This window comes from Massilia sp. LXY-6 (assembly GCF_051233485.1).
Lineage (GTDB): Bacteria > Pseudomonadota > Gammaproteobacteria > Burkholderiales > Burkholderiaceae_D > Telluria.
This window is the reverse complement of record NZ_JBKFGF010000033.1, coordinates 39,420-61,275: the sequence shown is the minus strand read 5'-3', so window position 1 is coordinate 61,275 and position 21,856 is coordinate 39,420. Positions and strand designations below refer to the sequence as shown.

General features: G+C 66.2%; 22 protein-coding genes. 16 read left to right on the top strand and 6 right to left on the bottom strand.

The features are described from left to right. Positions 1-47: 47 nt before the first annotated feature. From paaG to paaZ, 7 genes are all read left to right on the top strand, one after another. Positions 48-854 carry a 2-(1,2-epoxy-1,2-dihydrophenyl)acetyl-CoA isomerase PaaG gene (gene paaG, locus ACI48D_RS15805; RefSeq protein WP_435572190.1) on the top strand — a complete coding sequence of 269 codons (807 nt, stop codon included), beginning with the start codon at positions 48-50 and terminating at the stop codon, positions 852-854. A gap of 2 nt (positions 855-856) precedes the next feature. Then, positions 857-2,437 carry a 3-hydroxyacyl-CoA dehydrogenase PaaH gene (gene paaH / locus ACI48D_RS15800; RefSeq protein ID WP_435572189.1) on the top strand — a complete coding sequence of 527 codons (1,581 nt, stop codon included), beginning with the start codon at positions 857-859 and terminating at the stop codon, positions 2,435-2,437. Further along, positions 2,427-2,858 carry a hydroxyphenylacetyl-CoA thioesterase PaaI gene (gene paaI, locus ACI48D_RS15795; protein ID WP_435572188.1) on the top strand — a complete coding sequence of 144 codons (432 nt, stop codon included), beginning with the start codon at positions 2,427-2,429 and terminating at the stop codon, positions 2,856-2,858. The genes paaH and paaI overlap by 11 nt, the downstream gene beginning before the upstream one ends. Before the next feature lie 11 nt (positions 2,859-2,869). Beyond that, complete coding sequence (gene paaK / locus ACI48D_RS15790) at positions 2,870-4,186, top strand: phenylacetate--CoA ligase PaaK (RefSeq protein WP_435572187.1); 1,317 nt, start codon at positions 2,870-2,872, stop codon at positions 4,184-4,186. A gap of 12 nt (positions 4,187-4,198) precedes the next feature. After that, complete coding sequence (gene pcaF / locus ACI48D_RS15785; protein ID WP_435572186.1) at positions 4,199-5,404, top strand: 3-oxoadipyl-CoA thiolase; 1,206 nt, start codon at positions 4,199-4,201, stop codon at positions 5,402-5,404. A gap of 2 nt (positions 5,405-5,406) precedes the next feature. Further along, on the top strand, positions 5,407-5,997 hold the full coding sequence (gene paaY / locus ACI48D_RS15780; RefSeq protein ID WP_435572185.1) for a phenylacetic acid degradation protein PaaY: 591 nt from the start codon (positions 5,407-5,409) through the stop codon (positions 5,995-5,997). A gap of 67 nt (positions 5,998-6,064) precedes the next feature. Beyond that, positions 6,065-8,125, top strand: a complete 2,061-nt coding sequence (gene paaZ, locus ACI48D_RS15775) for a phenylacetic acid degradation bifunctional protein PaaZ (RefSeq protein ID WP_435572184.1) — start codon at positions 6,065-6,067, stop codon at positions 8,123-8,125. A gap of 131 nt (positions 8,126-8,256) precedes the next feature. On the opposite strand, the gene ACI48D_RS15770 is transcribed toward paaZ, so the two are convergent. Continuing rightward, positions 8,257-10,305, bottom strand: a complete 2,049-nt coding sequence (locus tag ACI48D_RS15770) for a UvrD-helicase domain-containing protein (RefSeq protein ID WP_435572183.1) — start codon at positions 10,303-10,305, stop codon at positions 8,257-8,259. 68 nt (positions 10,306-10,373) lie between these two features. On the opposite strand from ACI48D_RS15770, the gene ACI48D_RS15765 reads away from it, so the two are divergent. Then, positions 10,374-10,988: a cupin domain-containing protein gene (locus tag ACI48D_RS15765; RefSeq protein WP_435572182.1), complete on the top strand. Its 615-nt coding sequence runs from the start codon at positions 10,374-10,376 to the stop codon at positions 10,986-10,988. On the opposite strand, the gene ACI48D_RS15760 is transcribed toward ACI48D_RS15765, so the two are convergent. From ACI48D_RS15760 to argH, 5 genes are all read right to left on the bottom strand, one after another. After that, positions 10,966-11,193 carry a helix-turn-helix transcriptional regulator gene (locus ACI48D_RS15760; RefSeq protein ID WP_435572181.1) on the bottom strand — a complete coding sequence of 76 codons (228 nt, stop codon included), beginning with the start codon at positions 11,191-11,193 and terminating at the stop codon, positions 10,966-10,968. The genes ACI48D_RS15765 and ACI48D_RS15760 overlap by 23 nt on opposite strands. Beyond that, positions 11,193-11,597 carry a hypothetical protein gene (locus tag ACI48D_RS15755; RefSeq protein ID WP_435572180.1) on the bottom strand — a complete coding sequence of 135 codons (405 nt, stop codon included), beginning with the start codon at positions 11,595-11,597 and terminating at the stop codon, positions 11,193-11,195. Before ACI48D_RS15755 ends, ACI48D_RS15760 begins: the two co-directional genes overlap by 1 nt. 73 nt (positions 11,598-11,670) lie before the next feature. Further along, the gene (locus tag ACI48D_RS15750) at positions 11,671-12,357 is read right to left on the bottom strand and encodes an HAD-IA family hydrolase (RefSeq protein WP_435572179.1); all 687 of its coding nucleotides are present in this window, start codon (positions 12,355-12,357) and stop codon (positions 11,671-11,673) included. A 27-nt stretch (positions 12,358-12,384) separates the two neighbouring features. Then, on the bottom strand, positions 12,385-12,627 hold the full coding sequence (locus tag ACI48D_RS15745; RefSeq protein ID WP_435572178.1) for a hypothetical protein: 243 nt from the start codon (positions 12,625-12,627) through the stop codon (positions 12,385-12,387). Positions 12,628-12,699: 72 nt separating this feature from the next. Then, a complete protein-coding gene (gene argH, locus ACI48D_RS15740) occupies positions 12,700-14,097 on the bottom strand; it encodes an argininosuccinate lyase (protein ID WP_435572177.1) in 1,398 nt (465 codons plus the stop codon). A 129-nt stretch (positions 14,098-14,226) separates the two neighbouring features. Between argH and ACI48D_RS15735 the strand changes: the two genes are divergently transcribed. The 8 genes from ACI48D_RS15735 to ACI48D_RS15700 all read left to right on the top strand — a co-directional run bounded on the left by ACI48D_RS15735 (position 14,227) and on the right by ACI48D_RS15700 (position 21,852). Next, positions 14,227-14,856, top strand: coding sequence for a hypothetical protein (locus tag ACI48D_RS15735; protein ID WP_435572176.1), 630 nt, complete (start codon positions 14,227-14,229; stop codon positions 14,854-14,856). A gap of 95 nt (positions 14,857-14,951) precedes the next feature. Then, positions 14,952-15,395, top strand: a complete 444-nt coding sequence (locus ACI48D_RS15730) for a GNAT family N-acetyltransferase (RefSeq protein WP_435572175.1) — start codon at positions 14,952-14,954, stop codon at positions 15,393-15,395. A 76-nt stretch (positions 15,396-15,471) separates the two neighbouring features. Then, positions 15,472-16,707: a cyanophycinase gene (locus ACI48D_RS15725; protein WP_435572174.1), complete on the top strand. Its 1,236-nt coding sequence runs from the start codon at positions 15,472-15,474 to the stop codon at positions 16,705-16,707. 107 nt (positions 16,708-16,814) lie between these two features. After that, entirely contained in the window at positions 16,815-18,227 is a 1,413-nt protein-coding gene (locus tag ACI48D_RS15720; protein WP_435572173.1) for a M64 family metallopeptidase, read from the top strand. Between the two features lie 99 nt (positions 18,228-18,326). Then, positions 18,327-18,914, top strand: a complete 588-nt coding sequence (locus tag ACI48D_RS15715; RefSeq protein WP_435572172.1) for a hypothetical protein — start codon at positions 18,327-18,329, stop codon at positions 18,912-18,914. Positions 18,915-19,070: 156 nt separating this feature from the next. Continuing rightward, positions 19,071-19,688: a hypothetical protein gene (locus ACI48D_RS15710; RefSeq protein ID WP_435572171.1), complete on the top strand. Its 618-nt coding sequence runs from the start codon at positions 19,071-19,073 to the stop codon at positions 19,686-19,688. Positions 19,689-20,293: 605 nt separating this feature from the next. Beyond that, entirely contained in the window at positions 20,294-21,232 is a 939-nt protein-coding gene (locus tag ACI48D_RS15705; protein WP_435572170.1) for a hypothetical protein, read from the top strand. A 98-nt stretch (positions 21,233-21,330) separates the two neighbouring features. After that, on the top strand, positions 21,331-21,852 hold the full coding sequence (locus ACI48D_RS15700; RefSeq protein ID WP_435572169.1) for a nuclear transport factor 2 family protein: 522 nt from the start codon (positions 21,331-21,333) through the stop codon (positions 21,850-21,852). The last annotated feature ends 4 nt before the right edge of the window (positions 21,853-21,856 follow it).

Sequence of the window (21,856 nt, the reverse complement as noted above, 5' to 3'; positions counted from 1 at the left end):
GCCTGCGCGGGAATGACGAAGCAAAAGATAACAATGGAGGAGACACCATGACCTACGAATCCATCAAGTTCACCATCGACAACGGCATCGCCGTCCTCACCCTCAATCGCCCGGATCGCCTGAACAGCTTCACCCAGGCCATGCACGGCGAAGTGCGCCACGCCCTGGACGCCCTGCAGGCCGACAAAACCGTGCGCGTGCTGGTGCTGACCGGCGCCGGGCGCGGATTCTGCGCCGGCCAGGACCTGAACGACCGCGCCGTCGGACCGGGCGCCGCAGCGGCGGACCGGCCGCGCGTGGACCTCGGCGAATCCGTCGAAAAATACTATGCGCCGCTGGTCACCACCCTGCGGACGCTCCCCATGCCCGTGATCTGCGCGGTGAACGGCGTGGCCGCCGGCGCCGGCGCCAACCTGGCGCTGGCCTGCGACATCGTGCTGGCCGCGAAATCCGCCAGCTTCATCGAAGCCTTCTGCAAGCTGGGATTGATTCCCGACACCGGCGGCACCTGGGTGCTGCCGCGCCTGATCGGCCCGGCGCGCGCGATGGGCCTGGCCCTGCTGGGCGACAAGCTGCCGGCCGAGAAGGCCGAACAATGGGGACTGATCTGGCGCTGCGTGCCGGACGAGGCCCTGATGATTGAAGCGATGGCGATGGCCGAGCATTTCGCGGCCGCGCCGACCAAGGGCCTGGCGTTCACGAAAAAGGCCATGCTGGCCAGCTGGACCAACACGCTGGAGCAGCAATTGCAGATGGAAGCCGGCATGATGCGCGAGCTGGGCTACAGCCACGACTACCGCGAGGGTGTGGCCGCCTTCATCGACAAGCGCCAGCCCCGGTTCAAGGGAGAGTAATCATGGCACAGGCACTCGAAAAGGGCAGCGTGGTCGCCGTGGTCGGCAGCGGCGCCATGGGTTCCGGCATTGCCCAGGTGGCCGCCGCCGCCGGGCACCTGGTGCGCCTTTACGATACCCGCGGCGAAGCGGTGGCCAAGGCGATCGCCGGCATCGGCAAGGCGTACGACAAGCTGGTCGAGAAGGGCCGCATGGGCGCCGTCGAGGCCAGCCTGGCGCGCGAGCGCCTGCGGCCGGCCGCATCGACGGCGGAGCTGAAGGATGCGGCGCTGGTCGTCGAAGCCATCGTCGAAGACCTGGACGTCAAGCGCGCCCTGTTCGCCGAGCTGGAAAACCTCGTCGGCCCGGACTGCATCCTGGCCACCAACACCTCGTCGATCTCGGTGACGGCGATCGCAGCGGGGCTGAAGCGCCCGGAACGCCTGGTCGGCATGCACTTCTTTAACCCGGTGCCGCTGATGGCGCTGGTCGAAGTCATCAGTGGCATCGCCACCGATCGAAGCGTGGCGGATACCGTCCACGCCACCGCCGCGGCCTGGGGCAAGGACCCGGTGCACGCGAAGTCGACGCCGGGTTTCATCGTCAACCGCGTGGCGCGTCCCTACTATGCCGAGGCCCTGCGCCTGCTGCAGGAACAGGCGGCCGATGCGGCCACGCTGGACGCGGTGATGCGCGACTGCGGCGGCTTCCGCATGGGACCCTTCGAACTGATGGACCTGATCGGCCATGACGTCAACTTCTCGGTCACGCAGTCGGTGTTCAGGGCCTATTTCAACGACCCGCGCTTCACGCCCTCGGTCCTGCAGCAGGAGCTGGTGAACGCCGGCTTCCTCGGCCGCAAATCGGGGCGCGGCTTCTACCGCTACGGCGACGGCGTGACCGTGCCGGCAGCCCAGGCCGAGCCGGCAGTGGAGCGTCCGCATACCGTGCGTATCACCCGCAAGCGCGATCTGTCCGACCCGGTTTTCGATGCGCTGCAGGCCATCGTCACCGAGCGCCTGGCGGCAGCCGGCATCGTGCCGAGCCACCCATCCATGTTCGATGGCAGCGACACCCGCGAAGAGCCGGCCTTCCACGTCAACGGCGCGGCCGTCTACCTGACCGACGGCCGCAGCGCCACCCAGCGCGCGGCGGACGACGGCCATGCGGACACGGTGCTGTTCGACCTGATGCTCGATCCGGCCAGGGCCACCCGCATCGCGCTGGCGAAAGCCGACCAGTGCAGCGAGGAAGCCTGGCATGGCGCGGTCGGCATGTTCCAGGCCGCCGGTTTTACGGTGACGCGCCTCGAGGACGTGCCCGGCATGGCCGTGATGCGCAGCGTCGCCATGCTGGCCAACGAGGCGGCCGACGCCGTCAATCACGGCGTGTGCAGCGCACGCGCCGTCGACATCGCGATGCAGAAGGGCGTTAACTACCCGCGCGGGCCGCTGGCCTGGGCGGATGCCGTCGGCCTGCGCCACGTGGTGACCGTGCTGGCCAGCCTGGCCGGCACCTATGGCGAAGACCGCTACCGCGTCTCGCCGCTGTTGCGCCGCAAGCTCGCGGCAAATCCTGAAGGAGCACGATTCCATGCAGTTTGATGCACAAGCGCTGGCCGAGCTGGCCGGCAGGACCATGTACGAACGCGATCCGGCCAGCCAACGGCTGGGCATGACGCTCGACGAGATCCGTCCCGGCTACGCGCGCATGAGCATGCGCGTGCGCGACGACATGCTGAACGGCCACGGCACCTGCCACGGCGGCTACATCTTCATGCTGGCCGACAGCGCCTTCGCCTTCGCCTGCAACTCGCACAATGTCAACACGGTCGGCGCCGGCTGCAGCATCGATTACCTGTCTCCGGGACGCGAAGGCGACCTGTTGACGGCCGAGGCGCAGGAGCAGGCGCTGTCCGGCAAGACCGGTGTCTACGACATCGTGGTCAGCAACCAGGATGGGCGCAAGGTGGCGCTGTTCCGCGGCAAGTCCCACCGCGTGAACGGCATGGTGGCGGAAGTTTAAAGGAGAACACGATGGTGCAGCGCATTCCCCAACCCGGCGACCTCGAACCGATCGAGCGCGCCAGCCGCGACGAGCTGCAGGCCCTGCAGCTCGAGCGCCTGAAGCAGACGCTGAGGCACGCCTACGAGAACGTGGCGCACTACCGCCGCGCCTTCGACGAGCAGGGCGTGCACCCGGACGACCTGACATGCTTGGCCGACCTGGCGAAATTCCCCTTCACCGAAAAGAAGACCCTGCGCGACAACTACCCGTTCGGCCTGTTCGCCGTGCCGCGCGAACAGGTGGTGCGCGTGCACGCGTCGTCCGGTACCACCGGCAAGCCGACCGTGGTCGGCTACACGCAGCGCGACATCGATACCTGGGCCGGCCTGGTGGCGCGTTCGATCCGCGCGGCCGGCGGCCGCCCCGGCGACATGGTCCATATCGCCTATGGCTATGGCCTGTTCACGGGCGGCCTGGGTGCCCACTACGGCGCCGAGCGCCTGGGCTGCACCGTGGTGCCGATGTCGGGCGGGCAGACCGAGAAGCAGGTCCAGCTGATCCAGGACTTCAAGCCCTCGATCATCATGGTCACGCCCTCGTACATGCTGAACATCGTCGAGGAATTCAAGCGCCAGGGAATCGACCCGGCCACTTCCTCCCTCCAGGTCGGCATCTTCGGCGCCGAGCCCTGGACCGATGCGATGCGCCGCGAGATCGAAGAGGGCGCCGGCATCGACGCGGTCGACATCTACGGCCTGTCCGAAGTGATGGGGCCGGGCGTGGCCAGCGAGTGCATCGAGAGCAAGGACGGCCCGGTGATCTGGGAAGACCATTTCTATCCCGAGATCATCGACCCGGATACCGGCGAAGTGCTGCCGGACGGCGCCGAGGGTGAGCTGGTGTTCACCTCGCTGTCCAAGGAAGCCCTCCCCATCGTCCGCTACCGCACCCGCGACCTGACGCGCCTGTTGCCACCGACCTCGCGTTCGATGCGCCGCATGGGCCGCATCACGGGCCGGTCCGACGACATGCTGATCATCCGCGGCGTGAACGTCTTCCCCAGCCAGATCGAGGAACAGGTGCTGCAGATGCCGGCGCTGGCCCCGCACTACCAGCTGGTGGTCAGCAAGGACGGCCACCTCGACAAGCTGGAAGTGCGCTGCGAGCTGAGGGAAGGGGATTGTCCGCCCGACCGCGTGCAGGCCCTGGCCCAGGAACTGAAACATCGGATCAAGACCTATATCGGGGTGACGACCAGCGTGAACCTGCTGCCCGTACAAGGCATCGAGCGTTCGCTGACGGGCAAGGCCCGGCGCGTGGTCGACCAGCGCAACAAACAACACTGAGGAGATTCATCCATGACTGACGCATTCATTGTCGACGCCATCCGCACCCCCTTCGGCCGCTTCGGCGGCGCGCTGGCCAACGTGCGCGCCGACGACCTGGCCGCGTTGCCGATCGCGGCGCTGATCGACCGCAACCCGGGTGTGGACTGGTCGAAGGTCGACGACGTCTACTACGGCTGCGCCAACCAGGCCGGCGAGGACAACCGCAACGTGGCGCGCATGGCGGCCCTGCTGGCGGGCCTGCCGCCGAGCGTCCCGGGCAGCACCATCAACCGCCTGTGCGGCTCCAGCCTGGACGCGGTCGGCCTGGCCGCGCGTGCGATCCGCACCGGCGAAGCGCATCTGATCGTTGCCGGCGGCGTCGAGAGCATGACCCGTGCCCCCTTCGTGATGGGCAAGGCCGACAGCGCGTTCTCGCGCACGGCGAAAATCGAGGACACCACCATCGGCTGGCGCTTCGTGAACCCGAAGATGAAGGCGCAGTACGGCATCGACTCGATGCCGGAGACTGCCGAGAACGTGGCGCGCGAATTTGGCGTGTCGCGCGCCGACCAGGACGCGTTCGCGCTGCGCAGCCAGCAGCGCTGGGCCGCCGCCAATGCTGCCGGTATCTTCAAAGACGAGATCGTGCCGGTCACCCTGCATACGAAGAAAGGCGAATCGCGCGTATTCGACACCGACGAGCATCCGCGTCCCGACGTGAGCCTGGAAGCGCTGGCCAAGCTGAAGGGCGTGGTGACGCCGGACGGCTCGGTCACCGCCGGCAATGCGTCGGGCGTGAACGACGGCGCCTGCGCGCTGCTGCTGGCATCGCGCACTGCCATCGACCAGTACGGCCTGACCCCGCGCGCGCGCGTGGTCGGCATGACGGCAGTCGGCCTGGAACCGCGCATCATGGGCTTCGGCCCGGCGCCGGCCACCAAAAAGCTGCTGCAGATGACGGGGCTCAGCATCGACCAGATGGACGTGATCGAGCTGAATGAAGCTTTTGCATCGCAGGGCCTGGCGGTGCTGCGTGACCTCGGCCTGGCGGACGATGACGCCCGCGTGAACCCGAACGGCGGTGCGATCGCGCTCGGCCACCCGCTCGGCGCATCCGGCGCGCGCCTGGTGACGGCGGCCGTGAACCAGCTGCACCGCAGCGGTGGCCGCTATGCGCTGTGCACGATGTGCATCGGCGTGGGCCAGGGCATCGCCCTGATCGTCGAGCGGGTGTGAACATGCCCGTGTATGAAATCGACGGCATCCGCCCGGTGGTGCACCCGACCGCCTACGTGCACCCGACCGCGGTGCTGATCGGCGACGTGATCGTCGGCCCGCGCTGCTATGTCGGTCCGCTGGCCTCGCTGCGCGGCGACTTCGGCCGCCTGATCCTGGAAGAGGGCGCGAACGTGCAGGATACCTGCGTGATGCACGGCTTCCCGGAAGACGACACGGTGGTCGGGGTGGACGGCCACATCGGCCACGGCGCGGTGCTGCACGGCTGCCGGGTCGGACCCAATGCGATGATCGGCATGAATGCGGTGGTGATGGACAAGGCCGTGGTCGGAGCGGAATCGATCGTCGGCGCAGCAAGCTTCGTCAAGGCCGGCATGCTGATCCCGCCGCGCAGCCTGGTGCTGGGCGCGCCGGCCAAGGTGGTGCGCGCGGTGAGCGACGACGAGATCGCGTGGAAGAGTTATGGGACGCGGCAGTACCACGACCTGGCGGTGCGCTCGATGAACTCGCTGCGCGAGGTGGAGGCGTTCACCGAGATGGAGCCTGGACGGCCGAAGCTTGTTTTCGATGAGCCGCACAAGCCGAAAAAGTAGCCGTCATCGGAGCACGCTCCAGAATTCGAAACGCAAGCAATATGAGAAAACCTGATCGGAGACCATCATGCACACCCCGTCGACCCTGCAAAGCTACATCGCCGGCCGCTGGCACGGCGAATCGGCCCACCAGCCGCTGCACAGCGCGCTGGACAACCAGCTGATCTACCACACCCACGCCGAGAAAATCGATTTCGACGAAGCCCTGACCTATGCCCGCAAGACCGGCGTGCCGGAGCTGATGCGACTCGACTTCCAGAAGCGCGCCCAGCGCCTGAAGGCCCTGGCCCTGTACCTCATGGAGCGCAAGGAAGAGCTGTACGAGGTGTCGCACCTGACCGGCGCCACCCGGCCGGACAGCTGGGTCGACGTCGAAGGCGGCATCGGCACCCTGTTCGCCTACGCCAGCATGGGTTCGCGCGAGCTGCCGTCGTCGAACGTGCTGCACGAGGGACCGGCCATGGCGCTGGGCAAGCGCGGCGGCTTCGCCGGCACCCACATCCTGGTGCCGCGCGGCGGCGTGGCCGTGCACATCAACGCCTTTAACTTCCCGATCTGGGGCCTGCTCGAGAAATTCGCGCCCAGCTTCCTGGCCGCCATGCCCTGCATCGCCAAGCCGGCCACCGCCACCAGCTACCTGACCCATGCCGTCGTCAAGATGATGATGGAGTCGGGCCTGGTGCCGGAGGGCAGCCTGCAGCTGGTGATCGGCAGCACCGGCGACTTGCTGGACCGCCTGATCGGCTTCGACGCCGTCACCTTCACCGGCTCGGCCGACACCGCCGCCAAGCTGCGCGCCAACGCCAACCTGATCCGCGAGGCGGTGCCGTTCACGGCCGAAGCCGACTCGCTCAACTGCGCGATCCTGGCGCCGGACGTGAGCCCGGACGACGAGGAATTCGACCTGTTCGTCAAGGAAGTCGCGCGCGAGATGACCGGCAAGGCCGGCCAGAAGTGCACGGCGATCCGCCGCGTCATCGTGCCCGAGCAGCATGTCGACGCGGTCGGCGAGCGCCTGCGCGCGCGCCTGGCCAAGATCGTGGTCGGCAACCCGAAGGTCGAGGGCGTGCGCATGGGCGCACTGGCCTCGATGGACCAGCACCGCGACGTGTCGGAGCGGGTCGAGATGCTCGCGCGCGGCAACGAGGTGCTGTGGAGTGCCCGCGACGGCTTCAAGCCGGTGGGTGACAATTGCGCGAATGGCGCCTTCTTCTCGCCGACCCTGATCCTGTGCCGCAACGGCATGAACAACGACGCCGTGCACGACGTCGAAGCCTTCGGCCCGGTCAGCACCATGATGACTTACCGCGACATCGACGAAGCTCTGGTTCTCGCGGCACGCGGCAAGGGCAGCCTGGTGACGACGCTGGTGACGAAGGACCCGGCAATCGCCGCGCATGCGGTGCCGGTGGCGGCCGCCTCGCACGGCCGCGTGCACATCCTCGACCGTGTCTCGGCAGTCGATTCGACCGGTCACGGTTCGCCGTTGCCGCAGCTGAAGCACGGCGGTCCGGGCCGCGCCGGCGGCGGCGAGGAGCTGGGCGGCATCCGCGCGGTAAAACACTTCCTGCAGCGCGCCGCGGTGCAGGGTTCGCCGACCATGCTGACGGCGGTGACCGGCGAATACGTGCGCGGCGCCGAGGTCAAGGAAACGGAAGTCCACCCGTTCCGCCGCTGGTTCGACGACCTGGAAATCGGCCACTCGCTGCTGACCCACCGTCGTACCGTGAGCGAGGCCGACATCGTCAACTTCGGCGGCGTCTCCGGCGACTATTTCTACATGCACTTCGACGAGATCGCGGCCAAGGACACCCAGTTCGGCAAGCGCATCGCCCACGGCTACTTCGTGCTGTCGGCGGCGGCCGGCCTGTTCGTATCGCCGGCGCCGGGCCCGGTGCTGGCCAACTACGGCCTGGACAACCTGCGCTTTGTGGCGCCGGTGGCGATCGGCGACACCATCCGCGCCCGCCTCACCTGCAAGCGCAAGGTCGACCGCAACCGCAGCGACGAACAGGGACGTGGACAGGGCGTGGTGGCATGGGACGTGCAGGTCACCAACCAGCATGACGAGCTGGTGGCCAGCTACGACATTTTGACCCTGGTGCAGAAGCGGGGGGAAGTGCAGTAACAGGAACCCGCAGCTTGTAAACGTCGTCCCCGCGCAGGCGGGGACCCAAGTACTGCGTACGCTAACGATAAGCACGCAAGCTTGGCGGGATAGCGCCAGTGGCGCTATCCCGCCTGCGCGGGAACGACGTGTTAACTGTTCAGGTAAGCCAGCCGCTGCTGCGCCGACTCCTCATCCGGCTCGAACAGCAGCAGCTCCTTCATCACCCGCGTCAGCCCGACGTACAGGTGCCGCACCTCGTTGGTCGCATCCCTGGTGCGCACGAACTCGTCCTGCGCCAGGAAGGGCATCAGCACGTACGGCCACTCGCGTCCCTTGGCGGCCTGGATGGTCGTTACCCGCACCAGGCTGCGGCGAGTGCCGATGCTGTTGGCATTCTTCGAGCGGCGCACCAGGGCGACGTCGTTCTCCATTTGCGTCAGCGTGGCCAGGAATTCCGCGGCTGCTACCCGTCCGTGGGTCGATGCGAAGCGCAGGAAGGCGTCGATCGAGCGGCGCGCCGAGGCGACCCGGTCGCGGCTGACGAAGGCGCGGCTGGTGGCGTCGTGCAGGTCGACCTCATTGCGCAGCATGGCCAGCAGTTCATAGGCGGTCGCGGAGCTGCCCAGGGAGGCCATCCGCGCAATCACGGGGCGGATCAGGTTCTTCGACTGGCGCGCCTGCGGACTGTCGAATTCGGTCTCGCGCAGCAGGGCGCCGTCGAAGAAGCTCTTCAGCACTTCCGGGGTGCGCTTCACCTCGTCCTGCGCATAGCCCAGCACCGACCTGCGCTCGGCCCATTCCAGCTTCCAGTGCTTCGGATCGCGCGTCAGGTAGAAGTAGCGCGACAGCGCCAGCACCATCTGCACGCAGGTCTCGGCATGGCCGCGCAGGGCTGAGTAATCGTTGCTGACGTAGTGCAGGATCCCGCGCAGCAGCAGGATCTCCGGCAGCAGCAGGAAAGTCTCGAAGCCGTCGCATTTGTACGGGATCTTCGCTTCCATCAGCGCGGTCTCGATCTCGATGCTCTGGTCGACGTCGCGCAGCACGACGGCAAAATCGCGATTCGTCGGCTTGGGGCGGCCTTTCTGCAGGGCTTCGCGGATGGCGTCGGCCACCAGCTGCGCGCAGGCACCCGGCTGCGACGGGTCGTACTGCACGCGCCGCACGACGGTGTCGCGGTCGGGGCGGCCTTCGCAGCCGTTGTGGGTCAGCTTGTGGGCGATGGCGGCGGGCGCCCGGCCGAAGCGGTAGGACATCCCCAGCGGGAAGCGCCTGCCGTCCGCGCGATATTCGTCCGTGAAGCGCTGGCCGGAGTAGACCGGATCGGCGCCGCGGTCGCGGTTGATGGTCTGGTCCTTGTCGCCCGCCACCACCAGGCGCGCGCCGCGCCGCAGCCGCGCCAGCAGTTCGAATTCGGCCGCGTTCACGTCATGCCATTCGTCGACCAGGTACAGCGACCAGCGGCGCAGCTCCTGGGCCAGCGTCGGCTGGCGCTGCAGCAGGTAGACCAGGTCGGCGACCGCGTCGTTCGGACCCTGCCAGCGGAATTCCTCGGGGTAGGGATGGCGCTGCGCCTCGTACTCGCGGATGATGTCGGCGACCGGATCCGGCTGGCCGGCCAGCTCGCCGTCGCCGCTTTCGTCGTAGTCGGCGTCGTCGTCGTTACCGTCGTCGTCGTGCGACTCGGTGTCCTTCGGCGCGAACTCGCGCGTGGCCAGCGCGGCCTTCAGCTGGGCCAGGCGGCGCGCGATGTCGTCCAGGTGCTGGTTGTTCTCGTCGAGGCCGAAATTGAAGTCGCTGCGGATGCCCTGTTCCTGGTAGCGTTGCCAGACGCGGCCGGCGGCAGCGACCAGTTCGCCGCGGATGCCTTCGACGTCCTGGTGGACGACGGGCCGGGTGATGCGGCCGCGTTCGGCCAGGTCGTCGATCAGCTGGCGCGCGAAGTCCTCCACCGTCATCACATGGATGCCGCTGTGCTCCGACACTTCTTCCTTCAGCTTTTCATGGAAGCGCAGGCGCGCGCCGCGCGAGAAGCACAGGGCCAGGACGGCCCGTTCGGACAGCCCGTCGGCGCAGGCCTGGCGCGCCTCCATCGCCAGCGTGGTGGTCTTGCCGGCGCCGGCCACGGCGTCGATCAGCTTGACCTTGTTCGGGGATTGCAGGATGGCGGTTTGCTGGCTGTTCGGTTGCGTGGACATGCGTGTTGGTTCTGGCTTTTTGGCTACTATACACTGTCACTTGTCCAAACCTTCAACAAGGAGCGCCCATGAGGCTTGACCTGAGCAGTATCCCGGTACTGAGTGGCACCGGTTATCCCGAACCCTTCGCCGAAGCCGTCAACGGGCGCAGCAGGCAGGCGCTGGGCGATGCCGGCGGCATCACCCAGTTCGGCGTCAACCTGGTGGAACTCCAGCCGGGCGCCGCCTCGTCGCAGCGCCACTGGCATTCGCACGAGGACGAATTCGTGATGGTCGTATCCGGCGAGGTGACGCTCATCACCGACGAGGGCGAGACCCTGATGCGGGCCGGCGACTGCGCCGCTTTCCCGGCCGGCCGGCCGAACGGCCACCACCTGGTCAACCGCGGCTGGGGCATTGCGCTGTTCCTGGCGGTCGGCTCGCGCTTCAAGGAGGACAAGGCCAGCTACCCCGACATCGACCTGCTGTACGACGGCAGCACCGACAGCTATACGAAGCGCGACGGCACCCCCTACCCGAAGCGGGCCGGGCAGGCGCAGTCGGGCGCGCATGGCGACGGCGCGGAGCCGGTGGCGCCGGTGCCGATCGAGGCCGAGACGCTGGAGCCGCGCGTCTACCGCGCCGACCACGGCGAACAGGCCGGCGTCCATCCCGACCGGATCAGTCCGGGCGAAGCTCGATAGCGAACAGCTCCTCCACCGTCACCCCCAGCACCTTCGCCAGCTTGAGCGCGAGGATGGTCGAGGGCACCATGTGTCCGGCCTCGATCGCGTTCACCGACTTGCGGGTGACACCGGCGCGCTCGGCCAGCCCGGCCTGGGTCAGGTCGAGCCGGGCACGCTGGATCCTCATCGTCGTGCTCAGGTGTTCGCTCATTGCTTCACCCATCAGCGGTCATACCAGAGCAGGCTGGCCAGGACGGTGGCGCTACCGATCGTGACGGCGCCGCCTGCCATCAGGGCGACGGCGTTGGCGGCTCCGCTCCAGCTCAAGGCCAGCGCCAGCGCCGGCTGCAGGCCCAGCATGGCAAAGAAACCGTTGCGCCAGGCGCGCTGCAGGCTGGCCTGGCGCAGCTCGTCCTTGCGCATGGCTTCCAGGGCGCGCGGGTCGACGCGCTTGACCATGCCGTACAGCGCCGCCGCGGTGATCGTGATAATCACCGGCAGTAGCGTCCACAGCGCGCCGCCCTGCAGGGCCGCCACGCCCATCAGCAGGACCAGCCCCAGCGCCGCCAGCAGGTGGCGGTGCGACATGCGCGCGGCAGCATCGATCGACGTCAGTTTCTCGGCCATCTTCCTGCTCTTTGATGAGTTATGGAAATGGCAGTGTAAGCTCAGCGACTCATAAAGTAACCTATCAGTTACATCAGGATGGCATGCCGCGATGCTTCACCCGCAGCATGCCGTCCGCTTCGACGATGGCGCGCAAGCGTTCATAATCGAGCACGGCGCTGACGTCGGTCTCCAGCGGATGCGAATGGGTGGTGGTCACGACGATGCTGGCCATGCCGGCAGCCGCCGCCGACTGCAGCCCGGCCAGCGTATCCTCGAATACCAGGCAATCGCCCGGCGCCACGCCCAGCTTGCGCGCGCCCAGCAGGAAGGGATCGGGCGCCGGCTTGCCGCGTTCGACATCTTCGGCGGCCACCAGCACGTCCGGGATCGGCAGGCCGGCGGCGGCGATGCGCGCCTCGGCCAGCTTGCGCGGCGCCGAGGTGACGATGGCCCAGCGCTCGCGCGGCAGGCCGGCCAGGAAGGCGGCGGATCCTTCGATGGCTTCGATCCCGGCCACGTCCTCGATCTCGGCACGCGTGATGAAGGCGGCTTCGCGCACCGGATCGACGCCCGGCAGCGCCAGCGCGCGGATGGTTTCCTCGGTGCGCTTGCCGTGGATGGTCGGCAGGAAGGCCTCGACGTCCAGGCCGTGGCCCTTGGCCCAGCGGCCCCAGACCCGCTCGGCGGCCTTGATCGAGGTGAGGATGGTGCCGTCCATGTCGAACAGGAAGGCGGAAAAAGGCCGGTCGGGCAGCTTGGTCTGGGAAATCTGGATCACTGATGGCTTTCTTGTCGATGGGGCAGGCTAGTAGAGCCGGCCGGAATTCACCTTGCGCTCGTAGCGGTCGTGCACGTGCTGGCTGATGAAGGCGGACAGGCCGCGCCCGGCCTTGGCCAGCTCTTGCATCTTGGCGACGTTGGCGGCGCCGGCGCTGTCCTCGGTGTAGAGGTAACGGTCGCCGTTCCTGAACTGGACGATGATCTGGCCGGCGTCGATGTCGTAGGCGACCACGCCCGACTCGCCGCCCAGGTTTTTATAGCGGTGCATCTTTCATCCCCCGCGAGAATGTCCCGCAGAGGATTCTACGTAGGGTGGGCACACCGTGCCCACGCGTTACGCTCAGTCAGCCAATTGCCCGCGCACGCGTTCGATGGCCTTGCGCACCTGGTTCGGCGCCGTCCCGCCGACGTGGTCGCGCGCCGCCACGGAACCTTCCAGCGTCAGCACGGCAAACACGTCCTGCTCGATCAGCGGCGAGAATTCCTTCAAGCGATCCAGCGGCATCTCGGACAGGTCGCAGCCGGCGTCGTCGCAGGCACGCACCGCATGCGCTACGGCCTCGTGGGCATCGCGGAAGGGCAGGCCCTTCTTGACCAGGTAGTCGGCCAGGTCGGTCGCGGTGGCATAGCCCTGCAGCGCGGCGGCGCGCATGTTCTCGGCCTTCACGGTGATGCCGGAAGCCATGTCGGTGAAGATGCGCAGGGTATCCAGTACCGTATCGACGGTGTCGAACAGCGGTTCCTTGTCTTCCTGGTTGTCCTTGTTGTAGGCCAGCGGCTGGCCCTTCATCAGGGTCAGCAGGCCCATCAAGTGGCCGTAGACGCGACCGGTCTTGCCGCGCGCCAGTTCCGGCACGTCCGGGTTCTTCTTCTGCGGCATGATCGACGAACCGGTGCAGAAGCGGTCGGCGATGTCGATGAAGCCGACACGCGGGCTCATCCACGTCACTAGCTCTTCCGACATGCGCGAGATGTGCATCATCAAGACCGATGCGGCGGCCGTGAACTCGATCGCGAAATCGCGATCAGACACAGCATCGAGCGAGTTGTGGCTGACGTCCTCGAAACCCAGGGTCCTGGCCACGCGCAGGCGGTCGATCGGGAAGGTGGTGCCCGCCAGGGCGGCGGCACCCAGCGGCAGGCGGTTCACGCGGCGGCGCGTGTCCTGCATGCGCTCGGCATCGCGGCCGAACATCTCGACATAGGCCAGCAGGTGGTGGCCGAAGGTCACCGGCTGCGCCACCTGCAGGTGGGTAAAGCCTGGCATGATGGTATCCGCGTGGCGTTCCGCCAGGTCGGTCAGGGCGCTGCGCAGACCCTTCAGCAGGACAAGGATGTCGTCGATGGCGGCGCGCATGTACAGGCGGATGTCGGTCGCCACCTGGTCGTTGCGCGAGCGTCCGGTATGCAGGCGTTTGCCGGCGTCGCCGACCAGTTCGGTCAGGCGCTTCTCGATGTTCAGGTGGACGTCCTCCAGGTCGAGCAGCCACTCGAACTGGCCGGCTTCGATCTCGCTCCGGATCTGGGCCATGCCGCGTTCGATGTCGGCGCGGTCCTGGGCGCTGATGATGTTCTGCGCCGCCAGCATCTCGGCGTGGGCCAGCGAGCCCTGGATGTCGAACAGGGCCAGGCGCTTGTCGAAGAACACGGAGGCGGTATAACGCTTGACGAGGTCGGAAACAGGTTCGGAGAAGCGGGCCGACCAGGCTTCCGCTTTTTTGGACAGTTGTGCGGTCATGATGGAGGAGGGTGTGGGGAGATCCTTGGATCCCTGATTATAAACTGTGCACCGCCTTGCTTTCCCAAAGATGACTTTAGGAAAAAAATGCGGGATCATGTGCCTGTTAGAAATCATAAGGAGACAGGCGTGAAGCGTTCGACATTGATGTTGGTGGCGATAGTGGTGGCCATCGGCGGTATCTACGGCGCCAAGGCGCAGACAGCGCCCAGCCCGGCGGTTCCTGCGGCTCCGGCAGCGGCTGCGGCACAGGCTGCACCGGCTGCACCGGCGGCTCCGGCGCCAGGTTCCCCCGGCTATCAGGCTCGCGCGGCCGACGTCGACAGCGTCGACGGCATTGTCGGCGCGCTGTACGACGTGATTTCCGGCGCGGCCGGCAAGCCGCGCGACTGGGACCGCATGCGTTCGCTGTTCGCGCCGGAAGGCCGCCTGATGGCGGTGGGTGCCCGTCCCGACGGCAGCTTCGTCCTGCGCGCCATGAGCGTCGAGGATTACATCGGGCGCAACAGCAAGGCCTTCGCCACCATGGGCTTTTTCGAGCGTGAAGCGGCGCGCACGAGCGAGACCTTCGGGCAGATCGTGCACGTGTTCAGCACTTACGAATCGCGCCACGCGCCCGGCGATGCCAAGCCTTTCCAGCGCGGCATCAACAGCATCCAGCTCTACCATGACGGCAAGCGCTGGTGGATCGTGAACGTGCTGTGGCGCGCCGAGGATGAGCGCTTGCCTCTGCCGGAGCGCTACCTGGGCAGCCACTGAAGCGGCAGGCAGCGCACGATTGGCGTAATCGACCCTGGCGCCGCGAACAGCGCTAGAATTGGTTTTTTTACCAGATTTGACGAGCTGCGCTGCCCATGACTCCGACCACCAACGATTCCAAGTTCCAGGTCAGCACCGATCGCACGCGCCTGGACATCCCGATGATTTATCGCTTCCTCAGCGAAAACTCGACCTGGGCCGTCGGCATCTCTCGCCCCGTGGTCGAGAGCGCCATCGAAAACTCGCTGTGCTTCGGCGGCTACCTGGATGGACGCCAGGTCGCGTTCGCGCGCGTGGTTACCGACTACGCCACGTTCGCCCACCTGTGCGACGTCTTCGTCCTTCCCGAATACCGCGGCCATGGCTATGCCAAGCAGTTGCTCCGCTTCGTCATGGAGCATCCGAGCCTGCAGGGGCTGCGCCGCTTTACCCTGAATACCACCGACTCGCACAGCCTCTACACCCGGTTCGGATTCACGGCGCCGCAACATCCCGGCACCGTCATGGAGCGTTTCTCTCCGAACATTTATCTGACCTGACTCGGCTCAACACGGCGCCAGCCCTCTACAATCAGGCTTACGATTGTTCCATCGGTCAAGATTGGGAGGGGAGTCCATGTTGCGGATTGCACTGCGCGTCGTCCTTGTCTTGCTGGCGCTTGCCAGTGCCCAGTTCGTCTCCGGTGCCGAAGCGACCGTCGCCAAGGGCGCGCCCAAGGGATCGCTGGTCATCATCGGCGGCAATCTGCGTCCCGCTAACGCTCCGGTCTGGGAACGGGTGTTGCAGCTGGCCGGCGGCAAGGATGCGCGCATCGCCGTGTTCGCGTCCGCATCCGGCTATCCTGAAAAATCCGGCAAGAGCCTGGTCGACCGCCTCAACAGCTATGGCGCGAAGGCCTTCTTCGTGCCGGTGGCCGTGAAACTGGCCGGCAGCGATTACCATACCGCCGCCGACGATCCCAAATTGGCCGAGCTGGTGCGGTCCGCCGGCGGCGCCTTCTTCGCCGGCGGCGACCAGAGCCGCATCACGAGCGCGCTGCGCCACGAGGACGGCAGCAACACCCGGGTGCTCGATGCCTTGTGGGACATGTACCGGCGCGGCGGCGTGATCGCCGGCACCAGCGCCGGCGCCGCCATCATGAGCAGCACCATGTTCGGCCGCCCGCGCACGGTGCTGGCCACGCTCAAGCTGGGCGTGGAGGACGGCAAGGAAATCACCGATGGCCTGGGTTTCATCGGTGACGACGTCTTCGTCGACCAGCACCTGCTGGTGCGCGGCCGCTTCGCGCGCATGCTGCCGGCCATGCTGGCCAAGGGCTACAAACTGGGCCTGGGCGTCGACGAGGACACCGCCATGGTGGTGCTGCCCAACCGCGACGTCGAGGTGCTCGGCTACAAGGGCGCGCTGGTGCTCGACCTGGCCAACGCCAGCGCGCGCGAGGGCGCCTTCAACGTCAGCAACGTGCGGGTCAGCTACCTCGACAACGGCGACCGCTTCAACATCGCGACCCACGAATTCACGCCGTCCGAGGAAAAGGCCGACGGCAAGCTCGACCCTTCGCGCCCGTATTACCGCGAACCCCTGTTCGCGGCCGACATCCTCGGCAACACCACGGTCGTCGACCTGATGAGCAAGCTGATCGACAGCGACCAGCCGGAAGCCATCGGCCTCACCCTCGGCAGTCCGAACGGCGTGCAGCCCGACCTCGGCTTCGAATTCCGCTTCACCCGCGCGACCGACAGCGTCGGCTACGAATCGGCCTCGACCGATTCCTATTCGATCTACAACCTGCGCCTCGACATCCGGCCGATCCTGATCCGGCGCCCGCTCTACCAGTACAAGCAGCCCTGAGCCGCTTCGGCGTGTTCCGTGGCAAATGGACAGGTTGTCAATGCGGCAGTGAGCAGTAGCGTCGACGGATTACAATACATGGCGTTAATTGCTTCATAAGAAACGACATGCTCCGATTCTCGTTCCGCCTGCTGGCCGCCGCGCTGGCGCTGGCTTCTGGTGCCGTCCAAGCCCAGGCGCCAGCCACCGTCCGTCTCGACTACACCCACAGCGGCAATGCGCTGTCCGAGCAATACGCCATCGAGCGCGTGCTGATCGAACCGCTGCCCTGGCCGGGCGACCTGTCCCAGCCTTTCGACAATACGAATCGCGGCAATAATCGCTTGGAAGTGGCGGATGCGAAGACCGGCGACCTGCTGTACTCGCGCGATTTTTCGACCGTGTTCGGCGAGTGGAAGACGACCGAGGAGGCCAATAAGCTCAGCCGCGGATTCCACGAGTCGGTGCGCTTTCCGAAGCCGGACCGTCCAGTGCGCGTGCGCATCCTGAAGCGCGACGAGCGCAACGAGTTTTCGGTGGCCTGGAGCGTCGAGGTCGACACGAACGGCCAGGACGTCGTGCGCACCCAGCCGCCAGCGCCCGCCAGGCCGATCCCGATCAGGGTCAGCGGACCTTCGCCGCAGAAGGTCGACCTGTTGATCCTCGGCGATGGCTATACGCAGAAGGACATGCAGAAGTTCGAAGAGGATGCACTGCGCCTGAGCAAGCACCTGTTCGAGGTCTCGCCGTTCAAGGAGCGGGCCAAGGATTTCAATGTCTGGGCGATGGCGGTGCCGACCCAGGAATCGGGCATCACCCGGCCCTCGACCGGCGTGCACCACGCCTCGGCATTGGGAACGCGCTACGACATCTTCGGCAGCGAGCGCTACGTGCTGACCCTGGACAACCGTGCGCTGCGCGACATCGCCCAGTACGCGCCCTATGAGTTCATCGAAATCCTGGTCAACAACGACACCTATGGCGGCGGTGGAATCTTCGGCCAGTTCAGCACGGCGGCGGCCAGCAACGACTGGGCCAATTACCTGTTCGTGCACGAGTTCGGCCACCATTTCGGCGGCCTTGCCGACGAGTACTACACCTCGCCGGTTGCTTACCAGTCGAGCGGCGCGCGCATGGAGCCGTGGGAGCCGAACGTGACCGCGCTGCGCGACCCGGGCAAGCTGAAATGGAAGCGGCACGTGCAGGCGGGCACGCCACTGCCGACGCCGTGGCCGAAGGCGGAGTACGAGGAATACTCGCGCGCCTACCAGAAGCGGCGCGCGGCGCTGCGGGCGGCGAACCGTCCGGAGTCGGAGATGAGCGCGCTGTTCAGGGAAGACCTGGCGCATACCAACGCGCTGTTTTCGACGGCGCGCTACCGCAGCGCGATCGGCGCCTTCGAGGGCGCCAATTACGAGGCCAGCGGCTATTACCGCCCGGCCATGCAGTGCATCATGTTCGACCGCAGCGAACAGTTCTGTCCTGTGTGCCAGGACGGCATCAGCGAGATCATCGACCTGTACGCGCGCCCGGCGAAATAAGTGTTTGGACGGCAAGGCACCGAAGGGTGCGCTGCCGAACAGATGAAGGGAGCGTCCCGCTCCTATTCTCGACGCATACCTAAAGCAACGGGAATCATCATGAACAAACTCCTCACCATCCTCATCGGCGGCCTGCTGGCCGCTTCCGCCCAGGCCCAGACCCAGACGCAATCCCAGGCCAAACCCCAGCCGCGCGAACAGGCCGGCAGCAGTGCCAACACGGCCCCGATCGGGCAGGCGGTGTCGGGCCATAACTCGACCGCCGCCGGCGTCTCGGGCACCGGCCTGCATACCGACGGCAGCGCCACCACCGGCAGCGCGCATGGCGTCACCGGCGAGCAGGCGGCCGGCGTGAACAGTGCCGGCCAGGTCACCAGCAGGAGCACGGCCGTGGTCGGCGTCGCGCCGCAGAAGGCGGACAGCGTGAATGCGCAGGCCACTAACACGACGCCTCCGAACAGCACCGCAGCCGATGCGAAGGCGACCGGCGGACGCGGCAAGGCCGGTACCAAGGCCGAGCGGGAAATCCGCAAGGCGAACACGCGCAAAGTGAAGGAGCCGGTCGGAGCGCGCCTGAAGACCGAGCATTCGGCCAGGGAAGGCCTCGAAAAGCGCGCCGAGGTCAAGGAGAAGTCCGATCGCAAGGCGGCCAATCGCGCGGCCGGCGGCGATACCGAGAACCGCTGAAAAATTCTGTCACAACTTTAACAATGCTTCCTTTTGCTGTGTGCGTTTGCGAACAGAGTCAATACATCCGGGGAGCATATTCTGTGGGCTCGAATTAATAAAAAGTCATGGCGTCCCTGCGGCGCCACCCACCATAGACGGAATAGGAGAATTACCATGAATAAACTGCTCGCTACCTTGATCGCTGGCCTGTTCGCCACCTCGGTGTATGCCCAGACCCAAGCCCAGAGCACCAGCTCGACCGGCGCCCCGGTATCGGCCGCCACCAGCCAGACCCCGGCCACCACCGCCAACGGCATGACCCGGGCTCCCGGCACCACCGTCGTCGGCACCGCCACCCCGTCCAGCGGCACCTCGGGCATGACCGGCACCACCAGCGCCTCGACCGGCAACGCCGATGCCGACAAGGACATCGCCAAGGCCAACGAGAAGGAAGCCAAGGAAGTCGCCAAGCAGGACGAGAAAATCTCGAAGGCCACCGGCAAGGCCAACGAGAAAAAGGCCAAGGCCCAGCACAAGGCCGACAAGAAGATCGCTGACGCCAACGAAAAAGTGACGAAGGCCGATCCAGAAGACAAGGGCAAGGCATCGGCCAAGGCCGAGAAGAAAATCGCCGACGCCCAATACGACGCCAACAAGACCATGATCAAGGCCGACGAAAAGGCCCAGAAGAAGGTCGTGGACGCCAACGCCGAGAAGGCCAAGGCGCATGCCAAGGCCAACGAGAAGAAGGCCGAAGCGATGGCCGACGCGCACAAGGACGCTGCGAAGTAATCTCCCCGGCTGTTGCACCCGTCCGGACCTGGTCCGGGCGGCGTGACCTCGACGCCGGCGCATCCGCGCCGGCGCTCTTCTGTTCGCCCCCCAATTTCACAATTGTCTGTATGCCAGTCTGATCGACTTTCGCTCACGCGGATGGCGAAAGGCGGTTTCATTGATATATGGCATTGATTTAAATAGGATTTTCTTTGAATGTTGTTTTTTATAACATTACAAAACCGTAATGTTGCACATATTGCGAGCTCATCAGTTGTCTCGTAGACTGGATTTTTAACATTTCAGTCGCCGGTCCAACAGGAGGAGTCGTATCGTGTTGCGTTCCTCAGCTCGGCCTTACCGCATTTCCCTTCCGCTTTCCCGTTCGCGAGCGCACGTTCCGCTGCCGCCGCGCTAGTTCCTCCGTAATACACCGATTCGCGTCCGCCTGAAACCACGCAGGCGGATTTGCAAGGCATTCGAGCGCCAGGCCGGCGCACGCCTGTATGTCGGCCTGTCGTTTGGATACACCGTCGCGGCCAGGGCCAACAGCCCTGGCTGGAGGGTTGGAGACCGTCCCAACAGGGGCGACATTATTTCAATAAGACCGAAACGGAGAAAAAATGCATTTCAGCCGCAAACTCAGCCTGCTCGCGGCAGGCCTGGCATGTGCTTTCGCTGCGCACGCACAAACCATCAAGGAAACGCCGAATTCCCAGTTCAAGCCTACCGGCAAGGGCTGGGGCGAGCTGGACAACGTCGCCATGCGAAACTCGGGCGGCCAGGCCGGCGGTGCCACGCGCAGCGCCAGCACGTCCAACCTGACCTTCCACGGCGGTCCCGTGATGGTGGCGCCGACCAATATGTACTATATCTGGTACGGCTCGCAGTGGGATGCCGCATCGCAGAACGTGCTGACCAACCTGGGCCAGCACATCGGCGGCTCGCCTTACTTCAACATCAACACGACCTACTACAACGGCTCGAACGTGCACGTGCAGAACAGCGTGACCCTGGCCGGCACCACGACCAATACCGGCACCTACGGCACCCAGCTGACCGATGCGAACATCGCCTCGATCGTGTCGGATGCGATTACCTCGGGCAAGCTGCCGTCCGATCCGAACGGCGTCTACGTCGTGCTGACCGACCACTCGACCACCGCGACCTCGGGCTTCTGCACCCAGTACTGCGGCTGGCATGACCACACCGCGGTGGGCGGCACGGACATCAAGTACGCCTTCGTCGGCAATGCCGAAACCCAGTGCGCCTCGGCCTGCGGCGCGACCAGCCCGAGCCCGAACAACACCCCGGGTGCGGACGGTGCCGCCAGCGTGCTGGCCCACGAGCTGGAAGAAGCCGTCACCGATCCGAACCTGAACGCCTGGTACTCGAGTTTCGACGGCAAGGAAAACGCCGACAAGTGCGCATGGAACTTCGGCAGCACGTCGCTGGCATCGAACGGCGCCAAGTACAACCAGACCTTCGGCACCATGAAGTACCTGATCCAGCAGAACTGGCTCATCGCCAGCACCCAGAAGTGCGTGCAGCACTATCCGTAAGCAGGCCTGCGTCGGACCTGGTCTGACGCTATCCTGAGCATGTGGCGCCCGCCGTGGCACTGGCGGGTGCCATCTTTTTCATTTCCCTGTCGAGGCATATGAAACGATTCCTGATTCTCCTGGGCCTGCTGGCCACCTTCGGCGGCGCGCTCGCGGCCGGCCAGGTCGCGCCGAACGGGCGCGGCGGCGCGGTGACGCCGACCCGCAACGTCCTCACCTTCACCAAGCTCGAAAACGCCTGGCTCGAGGCAGTGCAGCGGCGCGACGCCGAGGCCCTGGGCCGCCTGCTGGCGGACGACTTCGAGATCCGCACCGCCGCGGCGCCGGGCGTGCCGACCGCGCGCGCCGAAGCCTTGCGCGAATCGCTGCGCGCGCCCGTGTCGAGGTCGACGATCGACCAGATGGCGGTGCACGAGTATGGCGACCTGATGCTGGTCAGCTTCCTGTGGACGCTCGCGGACGGCGCCGCGCCGCAGTCTTTCTTCGTGGTCGATACCTGGAAGCGCAGCGGCGACACGTGGAAGGCGGCGGTGCGCTACGCCGCGCCGGTTGGCGACGGCGCCGCGATGGTGCCGGGAGCGATCGCGCCCAGCGCCCAGTCGCTGCGCAAGAAGATGTGACGCC

Excerpts from the sequence above, each read along its gene's own strand:
- ACI48D_RS15765 (WP_435572182.1), top strand. The coding sequence starts at position 10,374 with ATGAGGCTTGACCTGAGCAGTATCCCGGTACTGAGTGGCACCGGTTAT.
- paaG (WP_435572190.1), top strand. The coding sequence starts at position 48 with ATGACCTACGAATCCATCAAGTTCACCATCGACAACGGCATCGCCGTC.
- ACI48D_RS15720 (WP_435572173.1), top strand. The coding sequence starts at position 16,815 with ATGCTCCGATTCTCGTTCCGCCTGCTGGCCGCCGCGCTGGCGCTGGCT.
- paaK (WP_435572187.1), top strand. The coding sequence starts at position 2,870 with ATGGTGCAGCGCATTCCCCAACCCGGCGACCTCGAACCGATCGAGCGC.
- argH (WP_435572177.1), bottom strand. The coding sequence starts at position 14,097 with ATGACCGCACAACTGTCCAAAAAAGCGGAAGCCTGGTCGGCCCGCTTC.
- ACI48D_RS15730 (WP_435572175.1), top strand. The coding sequence starts at position 14,952 with ATGACTCCGACCACCAACGATTCCAAGTTCCAGGTCAGCACCGATCGC.
- paaZ (WP_435572184.1), top strand. The coding sequence starts at position 6,065 with ATGCACACCCCGTCGACCCTGCAAAGCTACATCGCCGGCCGCTGGCAC.
- paaY (WP_435572185.1), top strand. The coding sequence starts at position 5,407 with ATGCCCGTGTATGAAATCGACGGCATCCGCCCGGTGGTGCACCCGACC.
- paaI (WP_435572188.1), top strand. The coding sequence starts at position 2,427 with ATGCAGTTTGATGCACAAGCGCTGGCCGAGCTGGCCGGCAGGACCATG.
- ACI48D_RS15700 (WP_435572169.1), top strand. The coding sequence starts at position 21,331 with ATGAAACGATTCCTGATTCTCCTGGGCCTGCTGGCCACCTTCGGCGGC.
- ACI48D_RS15715 (WP_435572172.1), top strand. The coding sequence starts at position 18,327 with ATGAACAAACTCCTCACCATCCTCATCGGCGGCCTGCTGGCCGCTTCC.
- ACI48D_RS15710 (WP_435572171.1), top strand. The coding sequence starts at position 19,071 with ATGAATAAACTGCTCGCTACCTTGATCGCTGGCCTGTTCGCCACCTCG.
- pcaF (WP_435572186.1), top strand. The coding sequence starts at position 4,199 with ATGACTGACGCATTCATTGTCGACGCCATCCGCACCCCCTTCGGCCGC.
- ACI48D_RS15725 (WP_435572174.1), top strand. The coding sequence starts at position 15,472 with ATGTTGCGGATTGCACTGCGCGTCGTCCTTGTCTTGCTGGCGCTTGCC.
- ACI48D_RS15770 (WP_435572183.1), bottom strand. The coding sequence starts at position 10,305 with ATGTCCACGCAACCGAACAGCCAGCAAACCGCCATCCTGCAATCCCCG.
- ACI48D_RS15745 (WP_435572178.1), bottom strand. The coding sequence starts at position 12,627 with ATGCACCGCTATAAAAACCTGGGCGGCGAGTCGGGCGTGGTCGCCTAC.
- paaH (WP_435572189.1), top strand. The coding sequence starts at position 857 with ATGGCACAGGCACTCGAAAAGGGCAGCGTGGTCGCCGTGGTCGGCAGC.
- ACI48D_RS15755 (WP_435572180.1), bottom strand. The coding sequence starts at position 11,597 with ATGGCCGAGAAACTGACGTCGATCGATGCTGCCGCGCGCATGTCGCAC.
- ACI48D_RS15760 (WP_435572181.1), bottom strand. The coding sequence starts at position 11,193 with ATGGGTGAAGCAATGAGCGAACACCTGAGCACGACGATGAGGATCCAG.
- ACI48D_RS15705 (WP_435572170.1), top strand. The coding sequence starts at position 20,294 with ATGCATTTCAGCCGCAAACTCAGCCTGCTCGCGGCAGGCCTGGCATGT.